The following is a 19,025-nucleotide window of genomic DNA, read 5'->3' as shown; positions in this document are numbered from 1 at the left end:
TGAACGACCTGCCAGCAACTGGCGTAGTATCCTACACCGTTGAGACAGGCGACTTTACAGCAACTAAGAAGATGGTTATCATCGAGTAATCATCGGTTGAGAATATGAAAGCAATGCCCCGGCCGTAAGGATGAGTAAGGTCGGTCTGGAAGCCGGGGCTTTTTTTAGATCACGATTTGTTGAGGGGGCGCCCAATGGGCGCCCCACTTTTTTGGGGCCAGTATCCGGCCCTATTGCCAAAGTGCTTAGACGAGCGCAAGCTGGCCTTCCCCTCTTTAACCTTCCCCTCTTTAACTTTGTGAGGCTTTTACAGCGGCACTGGACAAGCGATGCGCAGGGGTGTCAAGCCCGTTAGGGCCGAGCGGGCAGCGAGCCCCGGAGCGTAGCGGCCGCGAGCCGTCAGGCTCGGGGTGGCCCCAAAAAGTTGCCTGGCCTCTTAGCAAGTGTTGGGCAGATGGGCCCAATATAGCTGGCCTTTAGTTGGATTGGCGGTGTAGATCGGGCCTACAGAATGGGCTGCACTGTTGTAGTACGGGTTTAGAGGTTCTCTTCCTTTTCTTGCACCTCCTCTTTAAGGTCGCGGTTGACTGCGATGCTGGCGTTCAGCTCGAAGCCCATCAGCAGGATGAGGGAGTTGATCTGTATCCAAAGCATGAGGGCGATGATGGCCCCAATAGAACCGTACAGCTCGTTGTAGGTATTGAACTCGTTGACGTAGAAGGAGAACGCAAGGGAGGAAATGATGCAGAGCAGGGTAGAGAGGGTAGCACCGGGAGAGAACATGCTGAACCGTTTTTTGGCCGCGGCGCCATACCGGTAGATGATGGAGATGCCGGTGTAGAACAGCAGGAGGATGGACAGCCACCGGAGCAGCTGAATGGTAATTTGGGTGAATTGGTCTAGCCGGATATACTGGTTGAGCAGGGATAATAGGAATTCGCCTAAGATGATCAGGACGACTGCTGCAATAAGCAAAATACCGATCTGAAACGTCAGGCCGATGGCAATGAAACGTTTCTTAAAGGCATTTCGGGTTTTGAACGTTTTCAGGTACGACTTCTCGAACCCCCGCATGAGCGCCAGCATGCCATTGGAGGCAAAATAGATGGCAAATATGAAGCCGATGCTGAGCAGTCCAAACCGGGGGTTGTTGGTGACGTCGTCTACAAAAGCGAATAGGCGGTCGCCGGCTACGCCCGGCAAAAGGCGCTGTATTTCTGAGCGAAGGTATAGGTCGAAATTTTCCCCTTCCGGCAAGTATTGGATAAAGGCGCGCTTGAACAAGGGGATAAGGGTGAAAAAGGCAATGAGCGAAGGGAATATGGAAAGGAAGAAGCTATAGGCAATGGCATAAGACCGGGTGAAAAGGTCGTTGCGCTTGAGCTCAATCTGTATGAAGACGAGGACGTCGTAGATGGGGACCTTGAAAAAGCCGGGCAGAGAATTGTCTCTTGACCACTGAATGGCCTGTTTGACCAAAGGGAGGTTGAGGAAGAGCTCCTGTATTTTTTTTACATCAAGTTGCTTAAGCCGCTTCAAAGTATGGGCGAAGTTTATCGGTCAGTAATGCAGGGGCAGGGATGGTTTTGCCTGTTGAACGGTCTACGAAGCAAAGCTTGACCGAAGCCCCGTTCAGCAGTTTGCCAGCCTCATTGAACAGTTCCATGTGGAAGGTGATGTAACGGCCAGGCATTTGCCGCAGCGTTGTGCGTATGTTGATCAGCTCGTCATAGTGGGCTGGCCGCACATAGCGGATCTGCATAGAAACGACCGGCATGAGTATGCCCTCTTCCTCTTCCATAGCCTTGTAGGTCAGCCCTAGGGAGCGGAGCATTTCCACACGCCCGATCTCATAGTACTGCGGGTAGTTGCCATAATAAAGGTAGCCCATTTGATCGGTTTCCCCATACCGGACCCGCTTTTGAAATTCATTGGTATACATATTCCCGTTGGCTTTCTTTTGCTCAAAAGAACAGCTTTTTTGCCATATATCCTTATCCTGGGCAGGTGCAAGCCAGCAAATGCCATTGGCTTGCGCCCTTTATGCACTTTAGGTGCCACAATAAGTTTTGAAACCGAAGTCGCCCCCGTCGGGCGGCAGCTGATAGCTTTCCTGGCCCGGCTGCAGGGTGTAAGGATCGGAGAGTACGCTGAGCAGGGCCTCAAAACGGCTTTTGTCACCGGCAGCAGCCTCTTTCAGGGCATCTTCCACCAAGTGGTTGCGCGGGATGTAGGCCGGGTTGTTTCGGGCCATGGTTTCCCGGGCTTGGGCCATGCCGCCCGCTTGTTGTTCAATGTGCGACTTCCAGCGGCTTTCCCACTCGCGGAAGGCGTCTTGCTCACAACGGGCTGCACCGGGCCCGGAGCCATCGGTCAGATAGCGGAAGGTGTTGGTGTAGTCTGCTTCATTCTGCTGCATCCACCGCAGCAGGTCTTTGATGAGCGCTTCTTCTTCCGCCCCGGCCTCGTCTAGCCCAAGTTTGCTGGCCATAGCCTGTTTCCATTGGGCCTCGTATAGTTCAGGGAACTGATTGACGGTGGCCTGCGCCAATTTGACCGCCTCGTCTTGATCTTCGTGAATGAGCGGGAGCAGGGCGGAGGCGAAGACGGCAAGCCCCCAGTGCCCCATTTGTGGCTGATTGCCGTAGGCGTAGCGGCCAGTGGTATCAATGGAGCTGAAAACGGTGCCCGGGTAATAGGCGTTCATGAATGCGCAGGGGCCGTAATCGAAGGTCTCTGCGGCAATGCCGATGTTGTCGGTATTCATGACGCCGTGGATGAAGCCTACGCCCATCCACTGTGCGATCAGTTTGGCCTGACGGGCCATTACCGCTTTCAGCAGATCCAGGGCCGGCTGGCTCGTGCCCAAAAGCTCAGGGTAATGCCGCTTGATGGCATAGGCCAGCAGGGCTTTTTGAGCATCGGCTGGCAAAAAGCGGCGGGCGTACTCGAAGGTGCCTACCCTCAGGTGGCTACTGCTGACCCGGGTGAGCACTGCCCCGTCCTGTATAGGGTCTCGGTAGACTTGCTCCCCCGTGCGGGCTACGGCAAGGCTCCGGGAGGTAGGGATGCCGAGGTGGTGCATGGCTTCGCTGATGAGGTATTCCCGTAGCATGGCAGCGTAAGTGGCCCGCCCGTCTCCACGGCGGGAGAAAGGGGTGATGCCTGCGCCTTTGAGCTGTATATCGTAAGACTTTCCGTCCGGGGCTTGCTGCTCGCCTAAAAGGATGGCGCGCCCATCGCCCAGCATGGTGAAGTGCCCAAATTGGTGCCCGGCGTAGGCCATGGCAATGGGCAAACTCCCTTCAGGCAGGGCATTTCCTGCAAAAAGCTCCGATAGGCCAGCTTCTGGCCCGGCCACGTCAAGCCCAAGGGCCTGGGCCAGTGCAGGGTTGAGCAGCTCGAGCTGAGGGGCTTTGACCGGCGTAGGGGCGGCCGCAGCGTAGAACTCCTCTGGCAGCTCTTGATAGGTATGTGCTAAAGCCCAGCCCTGAATGGCTGATGCGGTTGGTATATCCATGATTGGTGGGGTGTTCCGTCTGTAATTTTAATCCATGAATAGAACATCATGTATTGAGGAAAGTTCGGCTGCGCTGTGGGCCTGCCAAGGCTCAAAAGGCGGCGATGATGTCCTTTACTTGTTGGGTATAGCTGCGCCCAAAGAGGTTGACGTGTGCGAGGAGGTAATAAAGTTGCGCATAAGGCACCCGCTCCTGATAGCCCGGCTGTAAAGGGTAGTGGGCTTGGTAAGCTTCAAAAAAACGGGGGCTGAAGCCACCGAACAGGCGTGCCATGCCAAGGTCCATTTCCCGGTGGCTGTAGCTCACGGAGGGATCGATCAGGCTGGGCGGGGCTGATGCAGGCAAGAGGACATTCCCGCTCCAGAGGTCGCCGTGGATAAGGGCTGGGGGCTCTTCGGGGAAGAGGCTGGGCAGCTGTTGGTAAAAGCGCTCAAAGCTGCTGTCCGCACCTGGCCACAATAGCCCAGACCGGATAGCGAGGTTTACCTGTGGGCGCAGCCGGCGGTCCTGGTAAAAAGCAGCCCAGGATGTGCCGGCTACAGGGGCATTAGGCTGAGGCAGCCGCCCAATATGGTTGTCGGCAGTAAAGCCGAACTGAGGGTTTGTACGGCGGTGGAGCTCAGCCAGGCCAGCGCCCAGCTGTTCCCAATCTTGGGCCGTGGGCACCTTCTCTTCGAGGAAGGGCAATGCCAGGAAACTGAACCCTTCCCCGTAGAAGGCACTTACCACTTCGGGCACGTGCAGGGGGCTTTGCCCCCTTAGGGCCTTCAGCCCCGCCTCTTCGCTTTGCAATAGGGCGGCAGCTGCTTTGCCCAAGCTGTACTTTACGAAGAAGGCCCCCTTGGGGGTATCTGCCCGTAAAGCCTGATGAATGCTGCCCCCGTTTATCTGCCTAATCTGCTCTGCCGGCTGCCCCAATGCCTTTTCTACCTCGTGCTGCAACGTGGGGGGCAGCACTTAAAGCCTGTTTTTGTTGATGATATCTAAGAGCTCGTCCCGGTAGTTTTTGCCAATAGGCAGGTGCTTGGCCTGCCCTTTTTCCACCACTTCAACCATATTGCCCACCACAGCGTCTATCCGCTCGATGTTGACGATGTAGCTGCGGTGTATCCTTTTGAACAGCTTGGTGGGCAGCTTGTCCTCCAAGCTCTTCATCGTTTGCAGGGTAATGACCCTATTGTTGTCCTGCCGGATGATGACATAGTCTTTCAGCCCTTCGATATAGAGGATGTCTTCATAATTGATTTTGACCAGTTTTTTGTCGGCTTTGACAAAAATATAGCCAGGGTCCTCCTCGGCTTCAGCTGCGGGCTGAGCCCCCGCCTTGCCCTGCCGGCGCAGCTCGATCTGTTCTACGGCTTTGTTGGCTGCTTTCATAAAGCGCTCTAAAGAAATGGGCTTGAGCAGGTAATCCAGTGCATTGAGCTCAAAGCCTTCCACGGCGTAGTTGGGGTAGGCGGTGGTGAAAATGACCACAGGCGGGTTGTTCAGGGTCTTGAGGAAATCTACCCCTGTGAGCTGCGGCATCTGTATATCCAAGAACATCAGGTCTACTTGCTCTGACTTCAGGGCTTCGTTAGCTTCTAGGGCATTGCTGCACTTCCGCAAGAGCTTTATTTCCGGCAGTTTATCGATATAAGTCTCTAAGACATCCTGTGCCAGGGGTTCGTCGTCTACGATAATGGCATTGATCATACTTCCAATTTTTGAGGTTGAGGCTCAATATCGAGCATCAGGTTGACGGCGTAGGTATTGGGGCTGTCCTCTATCTGCAATTCATAGTGCCCGGGGTACAATAGGTTGAGCCGCCGGTGGATATTGACCAGCCCGATGCCGCCGCTCGGGCGGCTGGGGTCCCGCTTGGGGGGCGCGTCGGGCTTGCTGTTTTCAATATAAAAATAGACCTGGTGCTCATCAACGTTGAGCACAATATTCACAAAGCCTTGGGAAATCTGATTGCTCAGCCCGTGCTTGAAGGAGTTCTCCAGAAAAGGGATGAACATCAATGGGGCAATCTTCTGCCCGCTGATGCGCCCGTTGACCTCAAAGCTGATCTCAATATTATTCCCCTGCCTCAGGCGTTCCAAGTCTAGGTAGTTGCGGATATAGGCTACTTCCTTGCTGAGCAATACCTGTTTTTCGTTGCACTCGTAAAGCATATACCTCATCATTTCGGAGAGCTTCAGTACAATTTCCGGTGCTTCGTCCGATTTTTTCAGCGTCAGCGCGTACAGGTTGTTCAAGGTGTTGAACAAAAAGTGAGGGTTGATCTGCGACTTGAGGAAGCGCAGCTCGGATTGCATGGTCTGCGTTTGCAGCTCCTGCTTTTCCCTGAGGTGCTTCAGCCAGTCCGTTACGATTTTGAAGACTGTGGAACAGCCAGCTATGAAAAAGGTCAGCAGGAAATACCAGTTCATGTTTTGCAGCAGATCGGCCTGCAGCTGTGGCACACTGCTAAACTTGAGGTAGAAAACGAAGAGCTTGATAGGGGTGATGATGAGGGTGGCCAAGATCAGCAGCCCACTGTACCGCAGGAACTTCTTCTTGGTCAGGTAGTTGGGGATGAGGTACTCCAGGTTGAAATAGACGATCAGGATGTAAAACATCAGGTTGATCAGCTCATTGCTGAGGGTGAAGCCAAAGCCTTGACCAGTCTCTTCAAATATGGTCAGCAACAACAGTACAGCCAGCCAGAAGAGCGTATGGTACACTACTCTCCGGGTGAAAAAACGGTATAGCCTGTCGCCAATTTGGCCCGTCGCGTTGTTGTTCATCCGCTTTCTTGCCATTCTGATTTCTGGTACCAATATAGCCAGTATTCCCGAAAAGGGGGGCAGCTGGCTTCGAGATTGCACAGCTCTTACTGCAGCGGCCAAGGTAGCCGCATCTTTCGCGGCTTCCAGAATTCTTAGACCTACCCGTTGCTGCGGCCGCTGAACGGACATCAAAAAGCCCGTAGCTCTTCAAATTTGAGCTACGGGCTTTTCCTTCCCAGACAAAGGGGGGAAGTGGGAAGGGCTACAGCAGCTTTTTCAGCTCCTGCTCGATCTGCTCAGCCCCCCTCACGCTTACGGCAGCGATTTTGCCTTCGCGGTCAATCATAAAGGCGCGCGGTATACTGGTCACGCCGTACTTCGCTGCAGCAGCAGATTCCCATTTTTTCAAATCGCTGACGTGGTACTCCCACTTCAGGTTGTCCTGATCTATAGCCTGCACCCAGCGCTGTTTTTGGTTTTGCACGTAGGTTTCAGCCTCCATTTCAGAGTTCATCCGGGCTTTGGTCCGGGAGTCCATGCCATCCAAGGAGACACTGAACACCGTAAAGCCCTGATCCTTGTACTTATCGTAAACGGCCACCACATTGGGGTTTTCCCGCCGGCAAGGGCCGCACCAGCTGGCCCAGAAATCGAGCAGGACAATTTTGCCCTTGAGGTCGGAAAGAGCATACTCCTTGCCGTCCGGGCTTTTCATTTTGATATCGGGTGCCATTTGGCCCACTTGTACCAGTTGGTTGGCCATTTTGCGCATATACTGCTGCTCCACTGCAGCGATGAACTTGGCGTAATCAGCACCCATTTCGCTATTGGGCACTTCTTGGTTCAGGCGGTTGAGGGCTTTCTTCTGCGTATCCAGGAACTCCCCGTTCGTGCCCAGGGACCGGTAGGCTACAAATGCGCCTAGCGAAGGGTTGGAAACAGTGTCCACAAAACTGCCGATGTCAGCAGCCTGTACCTTACGTGCATACAGCCCTTGCATAATATCGCGCAAAGACCGGGTATCCGGTGACCCGTCTACTTCAAATTGATAAGTTTCGATATTGGAGAGGTCGCCAGCGAGCTTTACCAGCCCTTCCGTGCCATCAAATACAAGATTCACCCGCTTAGCCCCTATGCGCAGCTGATATACACCGGGCTCTATCCCTTCCGGGAACTGCATCTCAAAGCTGCCTTCAGCCCCGAGCTCTGCTTTGTTCAGCACGTTGCTGGCTTTCCCGATGTGGATGCGGTCAAGGAAGACTTGGAGGTTCTCAGCATTGGCGATTTGCCCCTGAATGACCGTGCCCTCAATAGCGGGCGTACATTGCCAGGCCGTTAGGGCTATTAATCCGGCGATCAGGAAAGTTCCGATTTGTCTCATGCTGTAGATCAGGAGTTTTGCGTGAAATAATAAAAAGGGGCAAGGGGCTTCAGCCCATATAGCCGCCCCCCAAAGGAACACCTTGTGCGCTGACTTGGTTGACCCGGGCGCGGGCACCTTCCGGCCAGGCATTTGCGCAGTGCTCCCTGCCGGGGTAAAGATAAAAATTAGCAGTAAAGGCAGGGCATATCCCAATTGGGAATGGAATGGCTAAGGAGGGATTTTGGGGCCTCCCCCGCCTGCCTGCGCGTCGGGTTTGGGGGCCGCTATGCTGCGGGGCTCGCTCTTCGCTCGGCCCTACCGGGCTTTCACCCCTTCGCAGCGCTAGGCCGGCGCCAAGGTTGAAAGGGCATTGAGGGCATAGGGAAAGGCCGCGCTTGTGCTATGGACTGTTTTTTGAAGAGGCATACCTTTGGCTGGGCAAAGCGCCTTGGCTTTAAAGGCTCTGTAAGCTAGTGCCTCAAGCCATAAATCCTTGCCACCCCAAGTTTCGTTCTTTTCCGCCTACTCTTCGTTAAAGAACCGCTCCTTTAGCTCGGGCTAAAGTCGCGAACCTTCGCCTTGATTAGCCGGAAAATAACTTCAACTTAAGTATCAGAGATTTATGACTTAAGGCACTAGAGCTTTGTACCCCGCTCACTGTCAACAATCTTTTAAAGGGTGCCAAGTTTCTGTGTCCAATGATCAGCCCATTCTGGGGCCGCACCCATCCTTGGCTACCGAATTGTTAGCGGACTAACAAATGTTCGTTTTTAAGTTTGCAATAAAACAGGTGTTTTATTGGATGACGGCTAAGGTGGGTTTGGTTTTCGTAAAAAAGAATCAATAAATAAGGGTTTAGGTAGATATTTTTCAAATTTAATTTGCCGGTTGTGGATTTTATCCCTAGGTTTGTCCCACAACAAAAACGCATCTGTAGCATGTCATTCAGCAAGTCCTATTTTTTCTTTTTTGGCTTTTACTTTTACGCACAACCGTAAAGGGCTGATAGATTTTGCTGCAACCGAGATAAAATTTAAAAGCCCTGCCGCAAGCAGGGCTTTTTTGCTTTCAGGAAGAAGGCCAAGACACGAAGCGTTTTCCGCGTAGCTGCTTCCCGTCTTTGCAAAGCCCCAACCGCAAAACCTAGCTTTCATGCCGTTCCTCCCTTTTGGCCAACCGCCAAACGGGCAGGCGCTGCCTCATAAGCAGCTCCTTATGAAAGCGCTTTTAACCCGCTTCGGAGAAGTGAAAAATGTAAGATGACCATGATACAACCACAAGCCGGCCGGGCTGCAACGGCAACCCCCAACAAGCTACCGCTCAAAGTCAGTATACAAGGCTATGCCGGCGCTTTCCACGAGATCGCGGCCCGGTACTGCTTTCAAGGGCAGCCGCTGGAAATCGTGCCTGCCCATACTTTCGAGGATGTGGTCCGGCAGGTAGAAGGGCAGGAGGAGGCAGATGTGGGGCTTATGGCCATCGAGAATACCCTGGCCGGCAGCTTGATGCACAACTATACCTTGCTCAACCAATCGGGCCTGAAGGTGACCGGGGAGGTGTTCCTCCGCATCAAGCAGAACCTTATGGCCCTGCCCGGGGTGGGCATCGGGCAGCTGCGGGAGGTGCATTCTCACCCCATCGCCATCGCCCAGTGCCGGGAGTTTTTTGCAGCCCACCCTCATATCCGTTTGGTGGAAACAGCCGATACCGCCCTTAGCGCTAAGGAGATTCAGGCCAACGGCTGGCCTCATGTCGGGGCGATTGCCAGTACGCTTGCTGCGGAAATTTATGGGCTTGAGATCATAGCTGCAGGCATTGAGACCAACAAAAAGAACCATACCCGCTTCCTCGTGCTGGAAAAAGGGGAAGCTGTGCTGAACGAGCCCAAGGCAAAAGTTTCCCTCTGTTTTGCAACGGACCACGAAGTCGGCAGCCTGCACAAAGTCTTGGCGGTCTTGGCAGCCTACAACGTCAACCTGACCAAGATACAGTCGGCCCCAATCATTGGCCACCCCTGGGAGTACCAGTTTTTTGTGGACTTTGTTGCCGAAGGGAAATTTGGCCACGAGCAGGCCATCGAGGCTATCCGGCCCCTAACGAGGAGCCTCAATATCCTTGGGGCTTACAATTGCGGCGACCACTTTGACTACTGAAACCAATTTTCAGAACCAGAACTGAAACGACGATCATGTCAACGACCCTGACTGAACAACCCGCTATGATTATTTCGCCGGCCAGCCGCTTAGGAGAGGTGAAGGAGTATTATTTTTCCACCAAGCTGCGGGAGATCGCCCAAATGCGCGCGCAGGGCCTGCCTGTCCTCAACCTGGGTATTGGGAGCCCTGACCTGCCCCCCGCCCGTGAAGTAGTGGATCGGCTGGTCGATGCGGTCACCCACAATGACGTGCACGGATACCAGAGCTACAATGGTGTTCCGGAGCTGCGGCAGGCATTCGCCCATTGGTATAAAACTTGGTTTGGGGCCGAGCTCGACCCAGAAGGGGAGGTCCTTCCGCTTATGGGCTCTAAGGAGGGGCTCATGCACATTGCCATGGCTTTCCTCGAGGCAGGGGACGAAGTGCTTGTGCCCAACCCCGGCTACCCGGCCTACCGGGCAGTGTCCAACCTGACCGGTGCCCGCATCGTTGAGTATCAGCTGGAAGAGGAGCGCAATTGGCTGCCCGACTTAGCTGCGCTGGAACAGCGGGGCCTCGGCCGGGTGAAGATCATGTGGATCAACTATCCGAATATGCCTACCGGCCGCCCTGCCGACCGCCGTTTTATGGAGGAGGCAGTCGCTTTTGCCCGTAGGAACGAAATCCTGCTGGTCAATGACAACCCTTACTCCTTCATACTCAATGGGGAGCAGTTTAGCATTTTCAGCATCCCTGGCGCAAAGGACGTTGCCCTGGAGCTCAACAGCCTCAGCAAAGGGCACAACATGGCTGGCTGGCGCATAGGCATGCTGGCGGGCCGGGAGGACTACCTCAAAGTGGTGCTCCGTTTCAAAAGCAATATGGACTCTGGCATGTTCAAACCGGTACAGCTGGCTGCTGTGGAAGCGCTCAACAGCCCTCCTTCCTGGTATGAAAACCTGAATGCGGTATACGCCGAGCGCCGGAAAACGGTCTTTCAGCTTTTCGATCTGCTGCAGTGCGATTACCAGACAGAACAGGTCGGTATGTTCGTCTGGGCCAAAATTCCAGACCGCTACGGCTCTGCTTACGAGCTGGCAGACGAAACGCTCTACAAGGCCCATGTTTTCATTACCCCGGGCGGCATTTTCGGCTCACAAGGCGGCCGCTACCTCAGGATCTCTTTGTGCAGCGATGGCGCATTGTACGAAGAGGCCATTAGAAGGGTACAAAAACTACAGGGCACACTATGAAACAGCCATTGACCATAGCAGTTGTTGGGGTTGGCCTGATCGGTGGCTCTTTGGCCATTACCCTCAAGGAAAATGGCTTTGCGGGCAGGGTCATTGGCGTAGACCAAAGCGCTGCCAATATTGACAAAGCCATACGCCGCCGCCTGATCGACGAGGGGCTGCCTTTGGCAGATGCTTTGCGCCAAGCCGGCCTGGTAGTGCTGGCTACTCCTGTGGATGCCATGGCCCGGCTTTTGCCGGAAACCCTGGGCTTAATCACCCCCGAGCAGGTCGTCATAGATGTGGGCTCTACCAAAGGGCAGCTGCTGGAAGCGGTAAAAGCCCACCCCAACCGGGGGCGGTATGTAGCCACCCACCCTATGGCTGGTACAGAGTTTTCGGGGCCAGAAGCGGCTGTGCCCAACTTGTTTGACCACAAATGTGCGGTCTTAGTGGATGTAAAGGATAGCGATGCGGACGCCCTCGAGCTGGTCAAGCGGATGTACGCCGGCATCCCTATGCAGCTGGTAGAGCTGGAGCGGGATGCCCACGATCTGCATTCGGCTTATGTTTCCCACATCTCCCACATCAGCTCCTTTGCCCTTGCCCTCACGGTACTGGAAAAAGAGCGGGACGAAGCCCGGATATTCGAGCTGGCCAGCGGAGGTTTTAGCTCCACCGTCCGATTGGCCAAGAGCTCCCCGGACATGTGGGTGCCCATTTTTAGGCAAAACCGGGATTATGTCCTAGACGTCCTCGATGAGCACATCAACCAACTGGCACGGTTCCGTTCGTTGCTCATCAAAAAAGATTTTGAAGCTTTCTATCAGCTGATAGAACAGGCCAACGACATCAAACGCATTTTGAAATAACTCTACAAACGCATAAAATTGATCATCATGGATATGAAGTTCCAACCTCTGCTCCAGGAAAAACCGGAGAACAAGCCCATCATCATTGCCGGGCCTTGCAGCGCTGAGACCGAACAGCAAGTTTTGCAGACTGCCCATGGCCTGGCAGGCAAAGGCGTAGACCTTTACCGGGCCGGAATCTGGAAACCCCGCACCCGCCCCGGCGCGTTTGAAGGGGTAGGTACAGAAGGGCTTAAGTGGCTGCGGCGGGTCAAGGAGGAGACGGGCATGAAAGTGACTACGGAAGTAGCCAACACACAGCACGTCTTCGAAGCCCTCAAGCATCAGATCGATGTGCTTTGGCTGGGCGCACGCACTACTGTCAATCCTTTTTCTGTGCAGGAAGTGGCAGACGCGCTGAAAGGCGTGGACATCCCCGTCCTCATCAAAAACCCTATCAACCCGGACTACAAGCTCTGGGTTGGGGCGATCGAGCGGATTTACAAAGCTGGCATCACCAAAATCGGCGTCATCCACCGGGGGTTCTCTTACCACGGGGAGACTAAATACCGGAATGTGCCGCGCTGGCAGCTCGCTATCGACCTCAAGCGGGAATTCCCCGACCTGCCTATCATTTGTGACAATAGCCATATCTGTGGGCGCCGGGATATCTTGCTCCCCGTTGCCCAAAAGGCACTGGACCTGAACTTCGATGGCATCATGACTGAAGTCCACCCCGACCCAGACAATGCCTGGAGCGATGCTGCGCAGCAGATCACACCTTCGCAATACTTGGAGCTGAAGGAGAAGCTGGTCTTCCGCCTGCCGACAACCGATGATATGGAGTTTTTGGAAAACCTGGAGCACCTGCGCCATGAGATTGACGAGCTGGACGAGGAGCTGCTCAACCTCCTTGGCGCAAGGATGAAGCTGGCTGAGCGCATTGGCGAGTACAAGCAGCGGAACAACATTTCCATCCTGCAGGCTTCCCGCTGGAACGAGATCCTGGAGCGTGCCGTCATCAAAGGCAAGATGAAAGGGCTGAGCGAAGAATTTGTGACCGTCCTCCTCAAGGCGGTGCACCAAGAGTCTATCAACCACCAGGAAAAGGTGATGAACGCTCCCGGTGCGGAGGCATAAACGCCGAATTGAAGAGGTTGGATAGCCCGCCCCCGGGCGGGCTACTTCCCCAATTGGCTCAATATTCTTTTACCCCTTGAGGCATAGCCAGCTGTTCGGTGCGGGAGGTATTCCCGGATAATGGCGCACAGCTCCTCCTGTAGTTCTGGGTAGGGCCGGGCAATGTGGGCTGCAATGGACATCGCTGTAGCCTGTATGGCGGTTTTGTCCTCTAGGTTGCCGATTACCCGTAGGCACCAATCGTACAATGGCCCGGCTGTCTCTTCGTCCACTGCGCCTACTTCCCGTAAGATAGCCTTCGCGATAGCCCGGTGCACGGCGTTGTGATGACTGGCCTTCTGCCATTCCTGAAGGGCCTGCCGCAGGTAAGGGCGGAACGCCCCGGGGTGGGCTTCTGTAAAGTGGTCTAGGGCCCAAGCTGCGCGCTGCGGCAGGGGCGGCTCCCCTTGGCAGATGCAGGCCCATAGGCGGTCAAAGGGGATACTGCCTTCGCTAATGAGCGCGGCTATGCGTTGTGCCTGTGCTTTGCTGTGCTCTGCCAGCAGCAGTCCGGTCAAGTCCATCTCCTAAGTTTTTGGTCAGCGCCTGCGTTTAGCTTTGCGCAGTACCTTGGGGCCGTACCAGAGCCAAAAGCCGGTGATCGTGAACAGGAGTAGCGCTCCGCCAAGGACAGTGGTGTAGAAAAGCTTGAAATAGCCGCCCCCTATGCCCAAGGGGCCTTCAATGATAGAGCCATCATGCAAGGCTTCCAGCCAGTCGGAATGCCTGACGGCAATCTGCAGGACCTCCCCGGTCGCTCCGTCTACCTGCACGCCGTAGTGGTTTTCTTCAAATTTGACTTTGACGATACCCTTTCCCGGGCGGACGTCAATCCTGTCGAGGGTATGCGGAGCCTGTTGTGGCTCGTGTGCGTCCATAGCAGCCAAGGCTCGGCGGCTGAGCTCGTGCATCGGCAGCCAATTGGCCAGCTCAGTATCAGTTCCTTTTTGAGTGTTGGGCAGGATAAGCCCGTTGCTGTGTTTTTTCCACCCCAGGAACAGCCCGGTAGCGGCGATGAGGAAAAAAAAGGCGAACAGGGCCGCCCCGGTAAGCCGGTGGGCCGTCCTGAAGGTCCTGAGCAGTTGAGTTTGCTGCTTTGTATCCATGCAGTCGGTTTGATACGTGGTAAATAGGCTCGGGCAGCTGCTTTATTCTACAGGCAGGCTCAGCTGCCACTTGACGGGCTTCATGACGAAAGAGCTCTGTACGTTGCCGATATTGTCTAGTGCGGCGAGCTTGTCCGCAAGAAAAGCCCGGTAGGCTTCTACGTCCTGTACGTGCACCTTGAGCAGATAGTCGAACATGCCGGCGATATGGTAGCATTCTGAGACCTCCTCAAGCGAGGCAATCTGACTCTCAAATTGCTCCAGGTATTCTTTGGAGTGCTCCTTGAGCTGTACGTTGCAATAGGCAACGAGCTTAAACCCCAGCAAATCGCGGTCTACTACAGCGGCATAGGCTTTGATATAGCCCGCCTCTTCCATTTTCTTGATCCGCTCGTAGATAGGCGTGATGCTCATGCCCAGGACTCCGGCAATTTCTTTGTTGGTTGCCTTGCCGTTGGCCTGAAGCATGGTCAGAATACGGCGGTCTATTGCGTCTAGGGCTTTCATTTGAGAAAAATTTTCTGTGGAATCAGGGTTTATAGGAGCTAAAAATATGCTTTTTTCTTTATCAAATGCAGTGCAAAGTGTTGTTTTCTTAGTCTAAATAGCTAGCTGGGTTTTATTTCTGGATTCGGGTAAATTTGTATGAAGGGGAGTGGGCATATAGCCAAGCCCCTGCCCAACCATTCAGAATCCAAATAAACAGCAACCTTATGCAGCAGCCTCCATTTAAGCCGGAAAGCCTGATGATGTCTTATGGCTACAAGCCGGAATGGTCTGAAGGGGCGATCAAGTGCCCTATTTTCCAAACCTCTACCTTCGTTTTCCGCAGTGCGGAAGAGGGCAAGGCTTACTTCGAACTGGCCTATGGCCTGCGGGAGCCCAACGAAGGGGAAGCCCCCGGGCTGATTTACAGCCGCCTGAACAACCCGGACCTTGAAATTTTGGAAAACCGCCTTTGCCTTTGGGATGGGGCAGAGGAGTGTGCCGTCTTCGAAAGCGGCATGTCTGCCATTTCTACTGCTATGCTGGCTTACCTTCAGCCGGGCGATGTGCTCCTATATAGCAGCCCGGTATATGGGGGCACAGCACACTTTATCACCGAGGTGCTCACCCGCTTTGGCATCCGGATTCAGGCTTTCCGCCCGGGGGAGAGCACCGCGGATATCCTGGAGCGGGCGCGCACGGAAGGCTGGGGGGATAACCTAGCGATGGTCCACCTGGAGACGCCTGCCAACCCGACCAACGCGCTGGTCGATATAGCGGCTATGCGGCGCCTGGCTGATCAGCTGGGGGAGCCCGGCCGCCGGGTCCGAATCAGTGTAGACAACACCTATATGGGGCCGCTCTGGCAGCACCCGCTCAAGCACGGTGCGGATTTGGTCCTGTACTCAGCTACCAAATATATCGGTGGGCACAGCGATGTGATAGCCGGGGCCTGCCTGGGCAGCCGGGAGGCTATGCAGCCTATCAAGGCGCTGCGCACCTTCTTGGGCAATATGGCTGGCCCTTGGACCGGATGGCTGTTGATGCGCAGCTTGGAGACGCTGAAAGTCCGCATGGAGCAGCAGTGCCGAAATGCTCAGGAGGTGGCTACCTTCCTAACGGGGCACCCTGCAGTGGAGGAGGTGAGCTATCTGGGGCTGCTCACCCCTGAGGATGGGCTGCAGTACCGGATATACAAGGCACAGTGTGCCGCACCTGGCGCTATGCTTTCGCTCAGGGTAAGAGGGGGAGAGCAAGAGGCTTTCGCTTTCCTGAACGCCCTGAAGCTGGTCAAGCTGGCTGTGAGCCTGGGCAGTACAGAGTCCTTGGCACAACACCCGGCGAGCATGACCCACATCGGTGTGCCGCAGGAGGAGCGCCTGAGAATTGGGATAACCGATAACCTGGTGCGGCTGTCGGTGGGCGTAGAGCATGTGAATGATTTGATTTGGGACTTGGAGCAAGCGCTCAATGCAGTATCCCGCTTACAGTCTGTTTCGTGAAGTGAGCAAATTAGGAAGGGGAGCGTTCCAATGTAAAAAGCTATGCCCGAATTGGACGCTTTCCTGCCTATTGCCGATTATAGCCTCATCGGCAACCTCCATACTACTGCTCTGGCCTCCAAAACGGGAGCGGTTGACTACCTGCCTTTCCCGCGTTATGATTCCCCTACTGTTTTTGCCCGCCTGTTAGACCGTGATAAAGCCGGTTTTTTGAGCTCCGCCCGCTCGATGGCGAAGTGCGCATTAAGCAGTTCTACCTGCCGGATAGGGTTGTGCTGCTCACCCGCTTCCTCTCAGAGACGGGCATGGTAGAGCTGACCGGCTATATGCCGGTGCCTGCTACCGAAGCGGGCTGTGCACTGGTGCGGACCTTGCGCTGCATCCGGGGTGGCCTCAAATTCCGGATGGCATGCGAGCCGCGTTTTGATTATGCCCGTCCCCGGCCGGTAGTGGAGCAGGAAAGCGAGCGCGAGGCCCGGCTTTGCCCGCCTGGGGAAGCCTATGGGCTTTGGCTGCTGGCAGAGGTGCCCATACAGGCAGTAGACGGGCAGGGTGTTGAAGCGGTTTTGGAAATAAAATAGGGCGATTGCATAGCTTATGTGCCCGGAGCGGAGCAGGAAAGGGCAAGCCGGCGCCCGCCGGCAGCATTCCGCGGCTTGGTCTTGGACAAGACCATCCGCTTTTGGGAAGGCTGGACCAATCAGACTTCCTACCGGGGGCGGTGGAGGGAAACGGGGCGCCGCTCTGCAATCACCTTGAAGTTGTTGACTTTGCAGCGGCACGGGGCCACTATTGCAGCTGCTACCTTTGGCCTTCCGGAGGAGGTAGGCGGGGAGCGCAATTGGGATTGCCGCTATGCCTGGGTGAGGGATACGGCGTTTACGATGTATGCTTTCCTGCAGTTAGGCTTCCGTGAGGAGGCCCGGGCGTTTATTCATTTGGCGCTGATCAGTGCGGCATTGCAGTTGGGCCACATGATGGACGGCGGGGTGCAATCGCCTGGCTGCGTGAGCGATGCGGAGGGGTGGCAAGCCCGGCAGGGCCGAGCGGATAGCGAGCCCCGGAGCGTAGCGCCCCTGCTACAGTGCTTTTTCAGGGCGCAGGGGCACGCCCCTACGATTATTCTACCTCTTTCCAGCCTAGCCCGCTTTGCACCAAGAAGGCTTTCCCATCGGCAGGAGGTGCGCCAAGGAGAAAATAATGATGCCCATGGCTGATGACTTCGTACCCTTCTGATCGATAGCCACTGCCCATACCTATGCCCCGGTGCCACCACCAATTCCCCCATTGTTCGAACTCAACGCGGATTTGCCCACTGCTGTCTCTGGCTGCTGTGGCCCCATCGGTAAGGCGAGTGAGGTTGTACTGTGCCACTTCGTGGATTTTGCCGGTGTAGGGTTGTTGCCGGATATAGCGCAGGGCGTCTGCAAAGGCATGGTCCTGGCCGCTGTAGTCGCGGAACAGCCCTATGCCCTGGTAGTTGTCGGGGAGGTTGAGGAGGTAGACCTCTTCGGCATGGTAGGAGTTGAACCCTTGCAGCAGGGCGTGGTACATTTGGTTGGCGACCTGCCATTTTTGGTTGGTAGACCATAGCAGTGCGGCAGAAGGCAGGAGGCAGATCGCTGCTGCGATGAGCACGGCGCGCCGGGCCAGCAAGCTGAGCAGGCTAATGAGGCCCAAGCTGAGGAATGCGCTGGGTAGGTAGCCGTAGCGGTCGTTTTCGACGAGGAGGGTAAAGTTGAAGTAGAGGTTGGATATGGGCAGAAGGCTGGCACCGTAGCAGAGGGCAGCCAGGAGGAAGAGTTTCAGGGCGGGTTTTTGCTGTCGGTAGGTACCGGCAATATACAGGAGGGCAGAGGAGAGCAGTGCCAGGAGCCCCCAAACTGCCCAGGGGTTGAGGAGGCCATTGAAGAGTGCGGCTTTCCAGGTGTGGGGCCAGTAGCGCGCGAAAAGGAGATGTTTGGCAGCGTAGCGCAGGAAGTTGGCGGCTACTTCTAGTGGCTGGAACCTCAGGTGTACTTCTGCCCCGTAATGCCCGACCCAGCTGCCGAGCAGGGCACGGTTGATGAAGAAGTAGCCTACGATGAGGGCGAGCTGAGGGGCGATGACTTTAAGGGCGTGTGCGGCCCGTTGCCCGGGCAAGCTGAGCAGGAGGACGGCATTGAGGGCAGGTATGATGAGGGCCAGTTCGAAGGTGAAGAGGGCGGGGAGGAAACAGGCCATTATGGCCAGCCAGGTTTTGGGGTTTGGGCGCTCAGCCCATTTCAGGGCGAGCAGGCCGGAGCCGAGGGCAGCGGCAGTGACGAGGAGGAAGTTTTGGGCGACCCGCCAGGTAACAGGCTCGGAGGCGTAAGGGGAGAGGAGGAACAAAAGGCTGGCAAGAGGGGCAATGGCTTGCGGGCGGGCGTGGCCGAGGCGCAGCAGCCACCGTTGGGCGAGCAGGAAGAGCAGCACGCCATTGAGGGCGTGCAGGCTGGTTTGGAGGAGGTACCAGGGAATGTGGGCTGTGCCGAACAAACTGTACATGCCGTAAAGGATGGCATTGAGCACTTGTTGTAGGGCGGGGAAGCCGAAGCAGTCCCATATACCTGCCGGGCCTTGCCCATCAAAGCGCCCCAAGAGCCCGGTGAAGTCGGTGACAAAGCCGGCGGTGCGTGTGGGCAGGTAGAAGGCCTGCACGAGGGCGAAGGCAATGAGGTACAGGGTTCCGGGGCGCAGGTTTTTCATAGTTGGCGGATTGGAGGGGCAAAATACCAAATTTTGGGTGGCGAATAACCTTGTAGGCTCAGAGGAAGGTCTTTCACCAGGAAGGTGTCTCAAAAAGCGAAAACAAATGAGAATCTCATCTTTTTCCGCTTTTTGAGACACTTTTTGACATTGTCGATACGGCTTTC

Annotated in this window: 20 protein-coding genes; 8 read left to right on the top strand and 12 right to left on the bottom strand. The window is 55.4% G+C overall.

Annotation, left to right across the window (positions count from 1 at the left end):
* Nucleotides 1-537: 537 nt before the first annotated feature.
* From FRY97_RS15160 to FRY97_RS15125, 8 genes are all read right to left on the bottom strand, one after another.
* Nucleotides 538-1,539: a YihY/virulence factor BrkB family protein gene (locus FRY97_RS15160; protein WP_147168400.1), complete on the bottom strand. Its 1,002-nt coding sequence runs from the start codon at nt 1,537-1,539 to the stop codon at nt 538-540.
* Nucleotides 1,526-1,942 (bottom strand): acyl-CoA thioesterase, encoded by a 417-nt coding sequence (locus FRY97_RS15155; protein ID WP_147168399.1) that lies wholly within the window; start codon nt 1,940-1,942, stop codon nt 1,526-1,528. The genes FRY97_RS15160 and FRY97_RS15155 overlap by 14 nt, the downstream gene beginning before the upstream one ends.
* 108 nt (nt 1,943-2,050) lie before the next feature.
* The gene (locus FRY97_RS15150) at nt 2,051-3,520 is read right to left on the bottom strand and encodes a protein adenylyltransferase SelO (protein ID WP_147168398.1); all 1,470 of its coding nucleotides are present in this window, start codon (nt 3,518-3,520) and stop codon (nt 2,051-2,053) included.
* Between the two features lie 91 nt (nt 3,521-3,611).
* Complete coding sequence (locus FRY97_RS15145; protein WP_147168397.1) at nt 3,612-4,478, bottom strand: fructosamine kinase family protein; 867 nt, start codon at nt 4,476-4,478, stop codon at nt 3,612-3,614.
* Nucleotides 4,479-5,216, bottom strand: coding sequence for a LytR/AlgR family response regulator transcription factor (locus FRY97_RS15140; protein WP_211356881.1), 738 nt, complete (start codon nt 5,214-5,216; stop codon nt 4,479-4,481). It lies immediately after the preceding gene.
* Entirely contained in the window at nt 5,213-6,310 is a 1,098-nt protein-coding gene (locus FRY97_RS15135; protein ID WP_170254676.1) for a sensor histidine kinase, read from the bottom strand. Before FRY97_RS15135 ends, FRY97_RS15140 begins: the two co-directional genes overlap by 4 nt.
* Before the next feature lie 229 nt (nt 6,311-6,539).
* Nucleotides 6,540-7,658, bottom strand: a complete 1,119-nt coding sequence (locus FRY97_RS15130) for a peroxiredoxin family protein (RefSeq protein ID WP_211356880.1) — start codon at nt 7,656-7,658, stop codon at nt 6,540-6,542.
* A 923-nt stretch (nt 7,659-8,581) separates the two neighbouring features.
* On the bottom strand, nt 8,582-8,794 hold the full coding sequence (locus FRY97_RS15125; RefSeq protein WP_147168395.1) for a hypothetical protein: 213 nt from the start codon (nt 8,792-8,794) through the stop codon (nt 8,582-8,584).
* Between the two features lie 111 nt (nt 8,795-8,905).
* Between FRY97_RS15125 and FRY97_RS15120 the strand changes: the two genes are divergently transcribed.
* Genes FRY97_RS15120 through FRY97_RS15105 form a run of 4 tightly spaced genes read left to right on the top strand, consistent with a single transcriptional unit; the run spans nt 8,906 to nt 12,998 of the window.
* Nucleotides 8,906-9,793 (top strand): prephenate dehydratase, encoded by an 888-nt coding sequence (locus FRY97_RS15120; protein WP_246141748.1) that lies wholly within the window; start codon nt 8,906-8,908, stop codon nt 9,791-9,793.
* A gap of 35 nt (nt 9,794-9,828) precedes the next feature.
* Nucleotides 9,829-11,028: a pyridoxal phosphate-dependent aminotransferase gene (locus FRY97_RS15115; RefSeq protein ID WP_211356879.1), complete on the top strand. Its 1,200-nt coding sequence runs from the start codon at nt 9,829-9,831 to the stop codon at nt 11,026-11,028.
* The gene (locus FRY97_RS15110) at nt 11,025-11,879 is read left to right on the top strand and encodes a prephenate dehydrogenase (RefSeq protein ID WP_246141747.1); all 855 of its coding nucleotides are present in this window, start codon (nt 11,025-11,027) and stop codon (nt 11,877-11,879) included. Before FRY97_RS15115 ends, FRY97_RS15110 begins: the two co-directional genes overlap by 4 nt.
* A gap of 27 nt (nt 11,880-11,906) precedes the next feature.
* Entirely contained in the window at nt 11,907-12,998 is a 1,092-nt protein-coding gene (locus tag FRY97_RS15105; protein ID WP_147168393.1) for a bifunctional 3-deoxy-7-phosphoheptulonate synthase/chorismate mutase type II, read from the top strand.
* Between the two features lie 41 nt (nt 12,999-13,039).
* Here FRY97_RS15105 and FRY97_RS15100 read toward each other — a convergent pair whose 3' ends face one another.
* From FRY97_RS15100 to FRY97_RS15090, 3 genes are read right to left on the bottom strand one after another with little or no spacing between them, the layout of a single operon-like run.
* The gene (locus FRY97_RS15100; RefSeq protein ID WP_147168392.1) at nt 13,040-13,561 is read right to left on the bottom strand and encodes a hypothetical protein; all 522 of its coding nucleotides are present in this window, start codon (nt 13,559-13,561) and stop codon (nt 13,040-13,042) included.
* Nucleotides 13,562-13,576: 15 nt separating this feature from the next.
* The gene (locus tag FRY97_RS15095) at nt 13,577-14,143 is read right to left on the bottom strand and encodes a PepSY-associated TM helix domain-containing protein (protein WP_147168391.1); all 567 of its coding nucleotides are present in this window, start codon (nt 14,141-14,143) and stop codon (nt 13,577-13,579) included.
* A gap of 42 nt (nt 14,144-14,185) precedes the next feature.
* Nucleotides 14,186-14,650, bottom strand: coding sequence for an Lrp/AsnC family transcriptional regulator (locus FRY97_RS15090; protein ID WP_147168390.1), 465 nt, complete (start codon nt 14,648-14,650; stop codon nt 14,186-14,188).
* A 206-nt stretch (nt 14,651-14,856) separates the two neighbouring features.
* Between FRY97_RS15090 and FRY97_RS15085 the strand changes: the two genes are divergently transcribed.
* The 4 genes from FRY97_RS15085 (at nt 14,857) to FRY97_RS15075 (ending at nt 17,348) form a co-directional block, all read left to right on the top strand.
* Nucleotides 14,857-16,131 carry a cystathionine gamma-synthase family protein gene (locus FRY97_RS15085; RefSeq protein WP_147168389.1) on the top strand — a complete coding sequence of 425 codons (1,275 nt, stop codon included), beginning with the start codon at nt 14,857-14,859 and terminating at the stop codon, nt 16,129-16,131.
* 42 nt (nt 16,132-16,173) lie between these two features.
* Entirely contained in the window at nt 16,174-16,443 is a 270-nt protein-coding gene (locus tag FRY97_RS22410) for a trehalase-like domain-containing protein (RefSeq protein ID WP_170254675.1), read from the top strand.
* Nucleotides 16,404-16,712, top strand: coding sequence for a hypothetical protein (locus FRY97_RS15080; protein WP_170254674.1), 309 nt, complete (start codon nt 16,404-16,406; stop codon nt 16,710-16,712). Before FRY97_RS22410 ends, FRY97_RS15080 begins: the two co-directional genes overlap by 40 nt.
* An 81-nt stretch (nt 16,713-16,793) precedes the next feature.
* Nucleotides 16,794-17,348, top strand: a complete 555-nt coding sequence (locus tag FRY97_RS15075) for a glycoside hydrolase family 15 protein (protein WP_170254673.1) — start codon at nt 16,794-16,796, stop codon at nt 17,346-17,348.
* On the opposite strand, the gene FRY97_RS15070 is transcribed toward FRY97_RS15075, so the two are convergent.
* A complete protein-coding gene (locus FRY97_RS15070; RefSeq protein ID WP_147168386.1) occupies nt 17,251-18,858 on the bottom strand; it encodes a hypothetical protein in 1,608 nt (535 codons plus the stop codon). The genes FRY97_RS15075 and FRY97_RS15070 overlap by 98 nt on opposite strands.
* Nucleotides 18,859-19,025 lie beyond the last annotated feature (167 nt).

It is taken from the genome of Phaeodactylibacter luteus (genome assembly GCF_007993045.1).
GTDB classification, from domain to species: Bacteria; Bacteroidota; Bacteroidia; order Chitinophagales; family Saprospiraceae; genus Phaeodactylibacter; species Phaeodactylibacter luteus.
Note: the sequence above shows the minus strand (reverse complement) of the source record. Positions and strands in the feature narration are given on the sequence as shown.

Bases quoted from the DNA above. Each gene is read 5' to 3' on its own strand.
- FRY97_RS15155 (WP_147168399.1), bottom strand. From the start codon at position 1,942: ATGTATACCAATGAATTTCAAAAGCGGGTCCGGTATGGGGAAACCGAT.
- FRY97_RS15150 (WP_147168398.1), bottom strand. From the start codon at position 3,520: ATGGATATACCAACCGCATCAGCCATTCAGGGCTGGGCTTTAGCACAT.
- FRY97_RS15140 (WP_211356881.1), bottom strand. From the start codon at position 5,216: ATGATCAATGCCATTATCGTAGACGACGAACCCCTGGCACAGGATGTC.
- FRY97_RS15135 (WP_170254676.1), bottom strand. From the start codon at position 6,310: ATGGCAAGAAAGCGGATGAACAACAACGCGACGGGCCAAATTGGCGAC.
- FRY97_RS15130 (WP_211356880.1), bottom strand. From the start codon at position 7,658: ATGAGACAAATCGGAACTTTCCTGATCGCCGGATTAATAGCCCTAACG.
- FRY97_RS15125 (WP_147168395.1), bottom strand. From the start codon at position 8,794: ATGAAAGCTAGGTTTTGCGGTTGGGGCTTTGCAAAGACGGGAAGCAGC.
- FRY97_RS15120 (WP_246141748.1), top strand. From the start codon at position 8,906: ATGATACAACCACAAGCCGGCCGGGCTGCAACGGCAACCCCCAACAAG.
- FRY97_RS15115 (WP_211356879.1), top strand. From the start codon at position 9,829: ATGTCAACGACCCTGACTGAACAACCCGCTATGATTATTTCGCCGGCC.
- FRY97_RS15110 (WP_246141747.1), top strand. From the start codon at position 11,025: ATGAAACAGCCATTGACCATAGCAGTTGTTGGGGTTGGCCTGATCGGT.
- FRY97_RS15105 (WP_147168393.1), top strand. From the start codon at position 11,907: ATGGATATGAAGTTCCAACCTCTGCTCCAGGAAAAACCGGAGAACAAG.
- FRY97_RS15100 (WP_147168392.1), bottom strand. From the start codon at position 13,561: ATGGACTTGACCGGACTGCTGCTGGCAGAGCACAGCAAAGCACAGGCA.
- FRY97_RS15095 (WP_147168391.1), bottom strand. From the start codon at position 14,143: ATGGATACAAAGCAGCAAACTCAACTGCTCAGGACCTTCAGGACGGCC.
- FRY97_RS15090 (WP_147168390.1), bottom strand. From the start codon at position 14,650: ATGAAAGCCCTAGACGCAATAGACCGCCGTATTCTGACCATGCTTCAG.
- FRY97_RS15085 (WP_147168389.1), top strand. From the start codon at position 14,857: ATGCAGCAGCCTCCATTTAAGCCGGAAAGCCTGATGATGTCTTATGGC.
- FRY97_RS22410 (WP_170254675.1), top strand. From the start codon at position 16,174: ATGCCCGAATTGGACGCTTTCCTGCCTATTGCCGATTATAGCCTCATC.
- FRY97_RS15070 (WP_147168386.1), bottom strand. From the start codon at position 18,858: ATGAAAAACCTGCGCCCCGGAACCCTGTACCTCATTGCCTTCGCCCTC.